This window comes from Mucilaginibacter kameinonensis, from assembly GCF_003675385.1.
GTDB lineage: Bacteria > Bacteroidota > Bacteroidia > Sphingobacteriales > Sphingobacteriaceae > Mucilaginibacter > Mucilaginibacter kameinonensis.
In genome coordinates this window covers 956,544-968,330 of sequence record NZ_RCWZ01000004.1, presented here as the reverse complement: position 1 = coordinate 968,330, position 11,787 = coordinate 956,544, and the positions used below count along the sequence as shown (strand labels likewise).

13 protein-coding genes are annotated in these 11,787 nt (G+C 43.2%); 4 read left to right on the top strand and 9 right to left on the bottom strand.

Going from position 1 to position 11,787, the window contains the following annotated elements:
* Window positions 1–14: 14 nt before the first annotated feature.
* On the bottom strand, window positions 15–758 hold the full coding sequence (locus EAH55_RS22395; RefSeq protein ID WP_121811603.1) for an SDR family NAD(P)-dependent oxidoreductase: 744 nt from the start codon (window positions 756–758) through the stop codon (window positions 15–17).
* Between the two features lie 103 nt (window positions 759–861).
* Here EAH55_RS22395 and EAH55_RS22390 point away from each other — a divergent pair, with 103 nt between their 5' ends.
* The gene (locus EAH55_RS22390; protein ID WP_121811602.1) at window positions 862–1,218 is read left to right on the top strand and encodes a winged helix-turn-helix transcriptional regulator; all 357 of its coding nucleotides are present in this window, start codon (window positions 862–864) and stop codon (window positions 1,216–1,218) included.
* Window positions 1,219–1,275: 57 nt separating this feature from the next.
* Here the strand turns inward: EAH55_RS22390 and EAH55_RS22385 are convergent, their stop codons facing one another.
* Window positions 1,276–3,663, bottom strand: coding sequence for a TonB-dependent receptor (locus tag EAH55_RS22385; RefSeq protein WP_121811601.1), 2,388 nt, complete (start codon window positions 3,661–3,663; stop codon window positions 1,276–1,278).
* A gap of 228 nt (window positions 3,664–3,891) precedes the next feature.
* Here EAH55_RS22385 and EAH55_RS22380 point away from each other — a divergent pair, with 228 nt between their 5' ends.
* Entirely contained in the window at window positions 3,892–5,847 is a 1,956-nt protein-coding gene (locus EAH55_RS22380; protein WP_121811754.1) for a sialate O-acetylesterase, read from the top strand.
* Window positions 5,848–5,993: 146 nt separating this feature from the next.
* On the opposite strand, the gene EAH55_RS22375 is transcribed toward EAH55_RS22380, so the two are convergent.
* Both EAH55_RS22375 and EAH55_RS22370 read right to left on the bottom strand, forming a co-directional pair.
* The gene (locus EAH55_RS22375) at window positions 5,994–6,344 is read right to left on the bottom strand and encodes a nuclear transport factor 2 family protein (protein WP_114939038.1); all 351 of its coding nucleotides are present in this window, start codon (window positions 6,342–6,344) and stop codon (window positions 5,994–5,996) included.
* 78 nt (window positions 6,345–6,422) lie between these two features.
* The gene (locus tag EAH55_RS22370; protein WP_121811600.1) at window positions 6,423–6,923 is read right to left on the bottom strand and encodes a DUF3859 domain-containing protein; all 501 of its coding nucleotides are present in this window, start codon (window positions 6,921–6,923) and stop codon (window positions 6,423–6,425) included.
* Between the two features lie 88 nt (window positions 6,924–7,011).
* Here EAH55_RS22370 and EAH55_RS22365 point away from each other — a divergent pair, with 88 nt between their 5' ends.
* Entirely contained in the window at window positions 7,012–7,302 is a 291-nt protein-coding gene (locus EAH55_RS22365; protein ID WP_121811599.1) for a YciI family protein, read from the top strand.
* Window positions 7,303–7,373: 71 nt separating this feature from the next.
* On the opposite strand, the gene EAH55_RS22360 is transcribed toward EAH55_RS22365, so the two are convergent.
* From EAH55_RS22360 to EAH55_RS22345, 3 genes are all read right to left on the bottom strand, one after another.
* Complete coding sequence (locus EAH55_RS22360) at window positions 7,374–7,811, bottom strand: carboxymuconolactone decarboxylase family protein (RefSeq protein WP_112572526.1); 438 nt, start codon at window positions 7,809–7,811, stop codon at window positions 7,374–7,376.
* Between the two features lie 71 nt (window positions 7,812–7,882).
* On the bottom strand, window positions 7,883–8,455 hold the full coding sequence (locus EAH55_RS22355) for a Crp/Fnr family transcriptional regulator (protein ID WP_121811598.1): 573 nt from the start codon (window positions 8,453–8,455) through the stop codon (window positions 7,883–7,885).
* Window positions 8,456–9,067: 612 nt separating this feature from the next.
* A complete protein-coding gene (locus tag EAH55_RS22345; protein WP_121811596.1) occupies window positions 9,068–9,559 on the bottom strand; it encodes a hypothetical protein in 492 nt (163 codons plus the stop codon).
* Between the two features lie 141 nt (window positions 9,560–9,700).
* Between EAH55_RS22345 and EAH55_RS22340 the strand changes: the two genes are divergently transcribed.
* Window positions 9,701–10,057 (top strand): nuclear transport factor 2 family protein, encoded by a 357-nt coding sequence (locus EAH55_RS22340; RefSeq protein WP_121811595.1) that lies wholly within the window; start codon window positions 9,701–9,703, stop codon window positions 10,055–10,057.
* A 6-nt stretch (window positions 10,058–10,063) separates the two neighbouring features.
* Here the strand turns inward: EAH55_RS22340 and EAH55_RS22335 are convergent, their stop codons facing one another.
* A complete protein-coding gene (locus tag EAH55_RS22335) occupies window positions 10,064–10,867 on the bottom strand; it encodes a helix-turn-helix domain-containing protein (protein WP_121811594.1) in 804 nt (267 codons plus the stop codon).
* A 29-nt stretch (window positions 10,868–10,896) separates the two neighbouring features.
* Complete coding sequence (locus tag EAH55_RS22330; RefSeq protein ID WP_121811753.1) at window positions 10,897–11,715, bottom strand: oxidoreductase; 819 nt, start codon at window positions 11,713–11,715, stop codon at window positions 10,897–10,899.
* Window positions 11,716–11,787: the final 72 nt, after the last annotated feature.

Here is an 11,787-nt window from a genome sequence, read left to right as displayed (position 1 = left end):
ATTGTCCCTCTGGTTTACTTTAAACCATAATTAAGATAACCGCCGTCAACTACAATCTCTGTTCCGGTAATAAAGCTTGCTGCATCCGATGCCAGGAACAATACGGTGCTGGCAACCTCTTCAGCATCACCTATCCGTTGCAGGGCTGTAGCGGCTGCCAAATGTGGTTTAGCCTCGGCAGGTATAGCATATTCTAATCCGGGTGTTTGGATTGGTCCGGGGCTAAGAATGTTTACACGAATTTTTCTGGGAGCTAATTCATTTGCCGCGATCTGGGCAATTTTATTGACAGCGCCTTTGGTGGCAGAATATACACTGGTGCCTACGTTTGAAGCCGTAGCCACGGTTGAGGATGTGAATATTACCGCCGAGCCATCTGCCAAATGCGGAATCAACTTTTGAAGCGTAAAGAAATAGCCTTTAACATTGGTATTAAATTGCGCGTCAAAATCAGCCTCGGTGGCTTGTTCAATCGGGGTAAATACGGCAATGCCGGCGTTGAGGAAAAGCACGTCCAGTTTGTTACCGCTTTCTGTTACGGCTTTCTCTAAAATTGCTATCCCTTCCAGGTTTGATGTGTCGGAAACTATGGTTTTTAGTTTTGGGCTGTTGATGGTTTCGGCGGCTTTTTGCAGATTACCGGCACTTCTGCTGGTGATCCATACGTTTGCGCCTGCGTTAATAAATGCATGTGCGCTTGCCAGGCCAATTCCGGTACTGCCACCGGTTATAACTACGTTTTTGTCTTTGAAGTTCATTTTAAATTTTCGTTTGTTTATGATGCAAACTTAGGGTAGATTGATTTATTTTCGTTACTTTGTAACTAAAAGTAACAGTAACTTTTGAGTAACCAGGTAACTTATGACTGACATCAACGCCTGTATTGCAGGGCACAAAAAAGAGATCATGGCCATCCATGACGCGATGGATGTATTGAGCGGGAAATGGAAGATCTCCATTATATCATCAATTTGCTATTATAACCAGAGGAGGTTTTCAGATATTTTGAACGATGTGGATGGCATATCAAACAAAATGCTCAGTAAAGAACTGAAGGAGCTGGAACAGAATAAGCTGATCAAGCGTACTGTTTTGGATACCCAGCCTGTTACCGTTCAGTATAATTTAACCGAATACGGCTGGACATTACAAGGTATTATTCATGACCTTGCCGATTGGGGAAAGAAGCATCGCGAGGTAATTATTGCCGACAGATAAAAACAAAGGCCGGAAGTTTAATCTTCCGGCCTTTGTTTTGCTTAAGGTGTTCTGTTATTAAAATTTAAGGCTCATACTGCCTATAAACCGGGCAGGTGCCTGCGGCGTTAACCTTACCGACCATGCTTTTTCGCTTGTCAGGTTATCAACCTTGAAGCTGATGCGGTATTTAGGCTGATCATAAAACAGCGTTGCATCAAGCAGGGTATACGATGGGATAATGATCTTGGTAAGTGTGGTATTAGTTTGGTACGAAGCATTACCATAGTTACCGCCAAAACCTGCACCTAAGCCCCTCAGGTTGCCTGTAGGGATGCGATAGCTAACCCAAAAGTTTACAGTATGCGGCGAGCCCGATAAGCCCGGGCGCAAGCCTTGAGTTGTTGAGTCGCCTTTGGTTACCTTGCTATCGTTATAAGCATAACCTGCCACGATGTTAAGGCCCGCGAACGGGTTGGCTGTAAGGTCAACCTCAACACCACGGCTACGTTGGTTGCCATCCTGTACCGAATAGTTTACCGGGTCTGCCGGATCAGGCCTGATGATATCTTTCACTTCAATATCGTAGTAACTGATGGTACCGGTTAATCTGTGGTCAAGCACATCGCCTTTTACACCAAACTCAAGCTGGTTAGCGTGTTCAGGTTTAAAGGCACTACCATCTTTAAACACGCCGCTTTTGTTAAAAAAACCATTCATGTAGTTACCAAATAAGGACAGCTTGTCTTTAAACAGTTCATAAACTACACCTAATTTAGGCGAGAAAGCAGTTTGTCCGTAAGGACCGGTTTGCACGCCATTGGCACCAAGTCCACCGGCTGTTACGCCTGTAGCGATATTGTAAACACCGCCATATTGATAACGATCGGCACGTAAGCTGGCCATCACCAATAATTGATCAGTAACGTTAAATACATCTGATATGTAGGCGGCGTAAGTATTGTCGCCATTGTTTTCTTTACGCAGTGTGCCTTTGCTGGTCAGCGAGTCGATTTTGAAACGGCTAACACGGTAGCTTGACGGAACGTTGATAAAATCAATGGCAGGCAGGTTAACCGTCACCCTGTCAAAGCTGTTGGAGTTGTTGTAATAATCCAATCCGGCCACTACGCGGTTGCGGTGATTACCGATCTTGAAATCACCAATGAAATTTTGTTGGAGATCTGTTGCGATAAATGATGTATTACCCGCAATAATTTGAGGACTTATTGTAGTTGCCGATTTGCCATTAAGCGCTGTGATATATCCGTTTATGGTTGAACGTGCACGTGAGATAATGGTTTGTGAAGTCCATTTTTCGGAAATCTTATAGTTAAGCTGAGCAAAAATGTTGATCATCTGGGTTGAATAAGCCAGATCATTACTCATGAAAGTTTTGTTGTAAGGAAAATTAAGATCTGCGATTGATTTTGGAGCTACCGGGGTTTTGTTGCCAACATAAGGGTTAAAACGTACTACCGATGTTGCTTTAGCCTGTCCAAATTCAACATCAAGCAATAAGGAAAGCCTGTCGGTTATTTGGTATGAAAAGCTTGGCGCAAGGCTTATAGTATTGGTAAAGCCCAAATCCTGGAAGCTTTTTTGAAAAGAGGTAGCACCGTTTAAACGGAACAACGCTGTTTTATCGGCATTAACCGGGGTATTTACATCCCAGGCAATACGGTTAAAGTTCCAGCTGCCGCCGTAATAAGCTACTTCGCCGCCAAAGCCGTTGTAGGGTTTTTTAGTAACACGGTTGTACAAGCCGCCGTAGCTACTGGAGATACTGGTACCAAATAATGTAGCCGAAGGACCCTTAATGGCCTCAATACGTTCCAAATTTACCGGATCGATAAAAGAAAATGCCGCGCCTGCAACACCGTTACGGGCATTAGGCTCGGTTTCAAATCCGCGTGAGCGGAAAGTAACCCTGCCCTGGTTGGCTATCATTGGGATGCCTGCGCCCGGTACATTTTTGGAGATGCTACCCAGATCAACAGCTACCTGCTCCTGGATTAGTTCTTTAGAAACTGAGTTGTAAACCTGTGGGTTTTCAAGGTTTTTTAAAGGGAGGCGGGCGATATAAACACTCTCTTTTTTTGAAAACTTGTTGGTGTTGGTTGTTATGGTTACCTCCTGCAGGGCCTGAACGTTCTCTTTCGGAAGTTGATAATTAACCGTAACGGTTTGCCCTGCGGTAACTTTTACCGGGATATCTTTTTCGGCTGCGCCCAGCACCTGTACCTTGATGGTATAATTACCTTCGGCAATGTTGTTAAAGGAGTAATTACCATTTTCGTCGGTAAGGGTGGTTTTGGCGAGTTCCGTGATGGAAACTGAGCCTGATGCCAGTGGCTGGCCATCTACCAGGGTTACTTTACCTGTGATATTGCCCGTTGTTTGGGCTTGTAAAGTAAATGGTGTTATAAATAGGAATGCGAGGATGATGGAGAATAAGGGTTTCATCAATAGTCAATATGAGTTAGTATAACTTAAACGCCGGCAAATATACTGGCTTATTTATATTAAGTCTAAATAAAATGAAATTTGATAGGATGTGTTGCTTTTGCCGCCTTAATAGAAATAATTGTTTGTTAAATGTTGCTAAAACGTTTTTTAATTTGTCAGTTACAGCACTTAACTTTAAGGCCAATCAAATCAATCAATAAACCTGTAATCTTAAATCAAAATTTAATGAACCTGAAAAAGTGTTTACCTGTAATAATCGGGGGCTTGTTGCTTAATACCGGGGTCTTCGCCAAAGTGGTAATGCCGGGTGTTTTTAGCGATAACATGGTTTTACAGCAAAAAACAATGGCTCGTGTGTGGGGTAAGGCTGATGCCGGTAAAATCGTAACCGTTACCTCATCGTGGAATAATAAAACCTATACAACGGTAGCCGATGCCGATGGTAACTGGAAGCTGAAGGTTAAAACACCATCATACGGTGGGCCGTATAAGGTTACCATTACCGATGGCAGCGATCCCGTTGTTTTAAATAATGTATTGATAGGTGAAGTGTGGATCTGCTCAGGCCAGTCGAATATGGAAATGCCTGTAGCCGGTTGGGGCCAGGTGAATAATTACAAGGAAGAGATCGCCAATGCCAATTATCCCCAAATACGCTTATTGCAGGTATCGCAAGCTAACAGCCTGATACCGCAAACCGAAGCTAAAATAGCTAACAACGGCTGGATGGTATGTTCGCCTCAAACTATTGGCGAGTTTTCATCGGTAGCTTACTTTTTTGCGCGGGAAATCAACAAGCAGGCAAATATTCCGATTGGTGTGGTTAGCACAAACTGGGGTGGTACCATGATTGAAGCCTGGAGCGATGAAAATACATTAACCGGTAATCCCATTTTTAGTCAGCAAATCAAACAACAGCAGGAAACAGCCAAAACCGAAAGTCAGCAAACTTTTGCCCAAAAACTGGAAGCCTGGAACCAGCAGGCTACGGCGGCAGATTGGGGCTATACCAATAACAACGCTTTTAATCCCGATACAACAGGATGGAGAACCATGGTGTTGCCACAGTTTTTTGAAAAAAGTGTATTGGGCGATTTTGACGGCGTGGTTTGGTTCCGGAAGAAGATCACTATCCCCGCGGCATGGGCCGGGCAGGATGTTAAAGTTAACCTGGGTAAGATTGATGATAACGACATCACCTGGATCAACGGCGAAAAAATAGGCGCTACAGAAGGTTACTTACAATCTCGCAATTACACTATTCCCGGTTCAAAAGTAAAAGCCGGTGAACCAGTGATTACCGTGCGCGTTTTTGACAGTGGCGGCGGGGGCGGCCTTTATGGTGTTGATGATATGCAGTTAATCTCGGCATCGGGCGAAAAAATTAGTTTGGCCGGCAATTGGGATTATAAAGTAGGTTTTAATATGAAAAGCCTGCCGCCAGTACCGGTTGCAAATAATCCCAACAGGCTTGCAGTATTATACAATGCCATGATCAACCCGCTTACACCAATGGCTATCCGCGGTGCTATCTGGTACCAGGGTGAAGCCAACACCGGCCGGCCAGCCCAATATAAAGATCTGTTTGAAGGGATGATAAAAGGCTGGCGCAGCATCTGGAACGAAGGTGATTTCCCTTTTTACTTTGTGCAGTTAGCTAACTGGCAGAAACGTGATACCGAACCTGTCCGTTCGGGTTGGGCCGAGTTAAGAGAAGCGCAAACCCAAACGCTTGAATTACCAAACACAGGCATGGCCGTGGCTATTGATCTTGGCGAAGCCGATAATATCCACCCTAAAAATAAACAGGAAGTAGGCAGGAGACTGGCGCTGGTGGCCCTGGATAAAACTTATCACAAATCGCAGCCTTATTCGGGCCCGATGTATAAATCGCAAAAAATTGATGGCGATAAAATTGAGTTAAGCTTCAATTTTACTGATGGAGGTTTAAAAACGCAAGGCGGCGACAATATGCAGGGCTTTGCCATAGCAGGTGAGGATATGAAATTTCATTGGGCTACAGCGGTAATAAAAGGCAACAAGGTTATTGTGAGTAGTCCAGATGTTAAAAGCCCGATAGCGGTACGCTATGCCTGGGCCAACAACCCGGTGAGTACTTTATACAACGGGGTAGGATTGCCTGCTTCGCCTTTCCGTACAGATAATTGGGAGGGGAAATAATTTAAATAGAGTGATTTAAGAAATACTTATGCCATTGCGAGCGAAGCGCGGCAATCTCGTAGCCAATGCATATTCGATATGTATAGCTACGAGATTGCCGCGTCGTTCCTCCTCGCAATGACATTTTTGTTGTTTATCGGCTTCATTTACAACAACGGCCTCGGATCAAATATCACCCTGATGGAATTTACTTTGCCCTCAAATACGTGGTACCAGCCGCAGCTGAATATGGTTGTGCGGCCCATATCTATATCGTAAAAGATGCACACGTCATCGCCGTCGCTGAATACGCGTTTGATATCATATTTTAACTTCATCTTACGCATATCGGTGAAATAGGCTTCCGCGCCATCGCGTTCGCCAAGTACGCCTACAAATTTCAGGTCGCCGGCGGCGTAACCTCGGGCTGCCGCAAAATCTTCTTCATTTAATGCTTTTATAAATTGCAGTACTATATCGTTAGCGCTGCCATGGGATGCATTTGCTTCTGTTGCCATAGGAGTATTTTTAGATTATAATGATGTTTCATATAACTATCAATAATTATTCCTAAGCGCTGCCCTTACCGGAAGTTTTTAATACAGCACAAATTTTTTGCTGTATACTATTTTGCTATCATGATAGATATTTAATACCCAGTTACCTTTTAAAAGCTCAGATTTTTTTTCGAGCGTGTAACTGCTGTTATTCACCATGTTTGCCGGGATAGACAGGGGATATTTCAGGCTTGTACTGGTAGTGCCTTTGGCCGGATCATACACTCCCGGAAGTACCCATTCAACCTCGACAGCAACAGCGTTGTCCCCATCTGCTGATACTTTGTATTCGGCACCAAATTGGATGCCTAATTTAGCCGGGATCCTTTGTGTTCTTTTTACCAGTACTGAGGTATCGGTAACGTTATGGTAACCTGTAGGCGAACCGACCATGGGTTCTTTGGCTACTGTTTTTGATGTATAAATGCCATAGCTTATTTCGGCAATTTCAAATGTATGTACTACCGTTTGCTGGGCATTTGTACGCAGGTTGATAAGCAGCAAGAAGGCAATTAAGCCAAGTGATAAAGGTTTGATCATTGTGTAAAGATTTATGGTTTTACTAAAGTAATAATTGCCCCTTTCATTATTATATAAAGCAAAAAAAAAATAGCCTAAATTTATTAGGATGAAAAAGCATTACGTAATCAAGCTAATCGGTAAACGCCCGACGTTTCCTAATGATATGACCGAGGATGAGCGGCTTATCATGCAGGCGCACTCTGAGTACCTGAAAGGAAAAATGAAGGAGGGACTGGTGCTTATCTTTGGCCCCGTTTTCGACCCGAAAGGTGTTTACGGTTTGGGCATTGTGGTTGTTGATGATGAAGCACAAGTGCAGGAAATCATTGCCAATGACCCGGCCAATGCGCTGGGGACTTATGAAGTTGCATTGATGATGGCCTGGATGCCGTCTTAGTTTAGGCTAACAATAAAGCCGCCCGGGTATTACCCGCGCGGCTCAAAATCAAAACAACAAAATTAAAAGGATTAGTTAAGCGGTGGCTGCAGTTGTGTAGTTACACCAATGCGGTTCCAGGCGTTAATGGTGATGATGGCCATAATTACCTGCGCTAAATATTTTTCGTCAAATAGTTCGGCTGCTTTTTTATAAGTTTCGTCAGATACGCGGCCGGTGATCAGGGTTACTTCTTCAGTTAAAGCAAGGATAGCGCGTTCCTGTTCGTCAAAGAAAGGAGCTTCGTGCCAAACACTGATATTGTAAATGCGGCGTTCAGTTTCGCCTGCTTTGCGGGCATCGGTAGTGTGCATATCCACGCAAAAGGCACAGCCATTAATTTGTGAAGCACGGATCTTGATCAGGTCTTTATGACGGGTGGTTAACTCGGTGCTTTCGATGTATTTTTCAAGGGCGATCATGGCCCTGTATCCGGCAGGTTCGGCGGTGTTGATTTTTAAGCGGTTCATGTTTTCTGTTTTTTGTTAACACAAAGTTGGGGATAAACATGCCCTCAAAAAATGAACTGAGTTTAAGAAAATCAGATTTTTTTGGCTCTGAGCCTGCTTAAAAACTGAGGGGTGAAGCCTAAATAGGAGGCCAGCATATATTGAGGCACCCGCTGTACAAAGCCCGGAAAAAGGCCGGTGAAGTGTCGATAGCGTTCCTCATCATTCTGATTAAAAATATAACCGATGCGCCTTTGCGACGCGATGAAGGCCTTTTGCATCATTACACGGAAATACCCTTCCATTTGCGGCACAGCCTGAAATAGGGTTACACGGTTCTTTTCGCTAAGCAGCAGTAATTCTGAAGCCTCAATAGTTTGGATATAGGTGGTAGCCGGTTGATGGTTAAGCAGGCTGTCCTGGTCGGCAATCCACCAGCTTTCCAAACCAAACTGGATGATCTGCTCGTTAAGTTTATTGTTAACAAAATATTGCCGTACCAGGCCTTTGATCACGAAATAGTTGCCCGCGCAAAGTTTGCCCGGCTCCAGAATGAGTTCTTTCTTTTTAAATTTCTTCAGTTCAAAATGCTGGCAAATGATTTCCTCATCAGCCGGGGATAGTTGAATGTATCGTTTTATATGGTTGATGAGTTCGGGATACATAGATCAGGCGCAAATTAGTTGGCACAAATCTCAGAAATTGGATTCAATTAATGAATTTGTGTTTGTAAGTATACTATTGAACATAAATGCTATCTATGCCTAAGATCAAATAGATCATGAAAAAAGATGTTTCCATATGCTCCAATGTTCATTCCCCAAATTTTTGACTGGATACTGAATTATTGAAGATTTTAATTCCCGGTAATTTTGGTAGTAGTAGGTTGATAATTTTAGTATTCTTTCGTTGCCGGCTATCAGGTATAGATATTCATTAGCGTTATTCTTATCAGATGTGGTATAGGTCAAGAATCCGTCAATGATATTTATTTGATAAGTTTTCCTGAAACCAAGACCAAAGTTGGGGACTTTGGTTATCGTGTTATCATTAATAATGATTTTGGGTGTTTTATGATTTAATTGATTCCCAATCAAACTAATTACGGCGCTGTTAAGAATGATAAAAGGAAACGATAGGAAATGAATGGGCGCGTCGTGGGCAAAAAGAACATCGAAATTAATGAAAGCATAAACAATTATAGTACACCACAAAAACAGGCAGATCAGCAAAAAGAATTTAGGCCAAAATTTGAATTTCGATTTCATGGGTTATCGTCAGTAAACTTTACCTGTGCCGTCTAATTCTGCCTTTTCCTCATAACTTAAACTCAAATCATCCTCAATTTTTTGCCTTGTTGGGCGCAGGTAAATAAAGTAGGCTATGATGGCTCCGGTTATGCCCAAAAAAATCATGTTTCCCGTTAGTAAAAAGCCCACAATGCTAAACAATGAGGGGCCTTCAAGTAAGGCCAGTCTGACAATAGTTGCAGATTGATAGGCCATAAGTTTATCCTTCAAGGTACTATCGCTTTTGATATTACCCAATAATTTCAGGAACAGGAAATGGCCCGCGATAAAACAGGTTACAGCTAATATAGGTGCTATATAGATCAGCATATCATTGCCTGCGCTTTTTACCGGGTTTTTAGGAATGATAAATGTGACTGCTACAAATAATGTCTGGCCTGCTACAAGGGCAAGGTGTATTATAGGGAGGGTTTTTACAATGGCCGCCGGGCTTTGGTTTTGTGCTTGTTTGCTAATCATGTGATATGGCTGGTATTTAATTGCAGCAATTTAAATAATAAATTGGGAAATGGTCACAAACCGCCCTGATAATGTCGTTTTTGCCCCTCTTATCCCGGAAGTATCCTCCCTAACTTTATCCTAAACAAAATCAAAACTATCATGACAACTAAAGAAATTGTATTGCAGGTTCTGGACGCTTTTGATAATAACGACGTGGAGAAGATCTTAAGCTTTTTTTCAGATGATGTAGAATGGACAATGAGAGGCTCATCCGTAACGGTTATGAACGGAAAGGATTCGGTTTATAAGTTTTTCGGCGGAATGGAAGATGTAAAAATGGTTTCATCAACTAAAGATCATATTGTAGTTGACGGTAATATCGCCGCAGTTGACGGACTTGTTCAGTGCAAAGGCAAAAACGGCGAAGATATGGCTATGTACTATGCCGATTTTTACGAGCTGGAAAATGGCAAAGTAAAGAAGCTTAGTTCATATATAGTTGATAAAAAGGAATAAGCACCATCATATAGTTGATGGCGCTACCCCGAATGTTTTCTTGAAAGAGTACGAAAAGTGCGATAAATTTTCGAAACCGACATCAAGGTAAACATCCGATGGTTTGCGCCCTTTTTCACGGATAAGAAAATAAGCCTCGTTCAGGCGCTTTTGCTGCAGCCATTGGCCCGGCGGTATTTTAAAGATCTTTTCAAAATCGCGCTTAAAACCTGCAAGGCTGCGGCCTGTGAGGCGGGCGAATTGCGCGGTGGGCACATTGTACATATAGTGCCGGTTCATGTAAGCTTCAAGATCTATCTTGTGCGGCTCGCTGAAATCGAACAGAAAGTTTTTTAGTTCGGGATTTGCCCTTAACAATAGCTCAATTGCCTCACGGGTTTTGAGCTCGGCCAGTTGCGCGTTAAGCTGCGCCCCATAGGTGAAGTAGGGCAGCAATGAATCAAAATAGCCTTTTATAAAAGGATCATTGGTCAGTTCAATTAAAGGCTCACCGGTATAATGGTCAACTGGTGGGAGCTTATTTTCGGCTGCATAACGACGTAAAAAGCCCTGCTCCAGAAATATATTGATCGATTTAAAATCGCCGCCCGGTGCAGGAACTTTTACTGATTTTACCAGTTGATTGCGGCGTACCAGGCCAATCATCCCTTGTTTAAAAACCTGTTTTTCATTATTGCTAAGCGAATGTACTTCGCCCGATATGATGTACCCAAACGCGTGTTCGGGTACAAACTGCTCGTTGCCGCGTTCCTTTTGCTCGGTACAGGAGTAAAGCAGGTTATTGAACTGGATATGGCTTTTATCTTCCATGTTTTGCTTAACGCTAATATAAATCAAACTTATTTCATCTGGCTGCTGATGAGCCCGTCAAAAGCACGGTCAGATAGCAGCTTACGCAAAAAAAGCAGCAAGGAAGCCATATAGCCACCATGGTAGCGCGTTTTTGGTTTTTTACTGGTGATGGCTTTGCGTACCAGGTTCACTATTACCATTGGGCCTGGAATTTTGGCATCAACTGTTTGCGTTAACATGTTTGCGAACTTATTTGCTAAAGAAGCGTATGCCCCCCTGGCAGAAACCTTAAGCAGGTTATCCGCCGCTATGCCACTCCATTCGGATTTAATGCCACCCGGTTCAATAACGACTACGTTGATACCAAATTGCTTAACCTCATTACGTAAACTATCGCTCATTGCCTCAAGCGCGAACTTACTTGAGTGATACCAGCCGCCCAGAGGCGCGGCAAATTTGCCACCAATGCTTGAAATATTGATGATAGTACCTGTTCGTCGTTCACGCATGTAGGGCAACACCAACTGGATTAACCGGGCAGCCCCGAAAACATTTACTTCGAGTTGATACCGGGCATCGCTCAAAGGCACGTCTTCAATAGCTCCGTACGAGCCAAAACCCGCGTTGTTAATGAGTACATCTATCCGGCCTTCAGTTTTTATAATGGTTTCAATGCCATCTATCATTTCGGCTTCATTGGTTACATCCATGGCCAGTATCTTTACGCCAAGCTTGCCGATGTCTTCCATTTTTTCAACCCGGCGGGCGGCACCATATACTGTATGCCCATCTTTCAATAGTTCTTCGGCAAATGCTTTCCCCATACCGGCCGAGGCGCCGGTTACCAATATTACTTTCTTTTTCATTGTTTCAATTTTGATATTTTGTTGACTGTATGGCATCAGCCTTACAGCAAATCAAAGGTCGGGTTAAAACAA

Excerpts from the sequence above, each read along its gene's own strand:
- EAH55_RS22380 (WP_121811754.1), top strand. The coding sequence starts at position 3,892 with ATGAACCTGAAAAAGTGTTTACCTGTAATAATCGGGGGCTTGTTGCTT.
- EAH55_RS22355 (WP_121811598.1), bottom strand. The coding sequence starts at position 8,455 with ATGTATCCCGAACTCATCAACCATATAAAACGATACATTCAACTATCC.
- EAH55_RS22390 (WP_121811602.1), top strand. The coding sequence starts at position 862 with ATGACTGACATCAACGCCTGTATTGCAGGGCACAAAAAAGAGATCATG.
- EAH55_RS22385 (WP_121811601.1), bottom strand. The coding sequence starts at position 3,663 with ATGAAACCCTTATTCTCCATCATCCTCGCATTCCTATTTATAACACCA.
- EAH55_RS22395 (WP_121811603.1), bottom strand. The coding sequence starts at position 758 with ATGAACTTCAAAGACAAAAACGTAGTTATAACCGGTGGCAGTACCGGA.
- EAH55_RS22360 (WP_112572526.1), bottom strand. The coding sequence starts at position 7,811 with ATGAACCGCTTAAAAATCAACACCGCCGAACCTGCCGGATACAGGGCC.
- EAH55_RS22345 (WP_121811596.1), bottom strand. The coding sequence starts at position 9,559 with ATGATTAGCAAACAAGCACAAAACCAAAGCCCGGCGGCCATTGTAAAA.
- EAH55_RS22365 (WP_121811599.1), top strand. The coding sequence starts at position 7,012 with ATGAAAAAGCATTACGTAATCAAGCTAATCGGTAAACGCCCGACGTTT.
- EAH55_RS22370 (WP_121811600.1), bottom strand. The coding sequence starts at position 6,923 with ATGATCAAACCTTTATCACTTGGCTTAATTGCCTTCTTGCTGCTTATC.
- EAH55_RS22335 (WP_121811594.1), bottom strand. The coding sequence starts at position 10,867 with ATGGAAGATAAAAGCCATATCCAGTTCAATAACCTGCTTTACTCCTGT.
- EAH55_RS22340 (WP_121811595.1), top strand. The coding sequence starts at position 9,701 with ATGACAACTAAAGAAATTGTATTGCAGGTTCTGGACGCTTTTGATAAT.
- EAH55_RS22330 (WP_121811753.1), bottom strand. The coding sequence starts at position 11,715 with ATGAAAAAGAAAGTAATATTGGTAACCGGCGCCTCGGCCGGTATGGGG.
- EAH55_RS22375 (WP_114939038.1), bottom strand. The coding sequence starts at position 6,344 with ATGGCAACAGAAGCAAATGCATCCCATGGCAGCGCTAACGATATAGTA.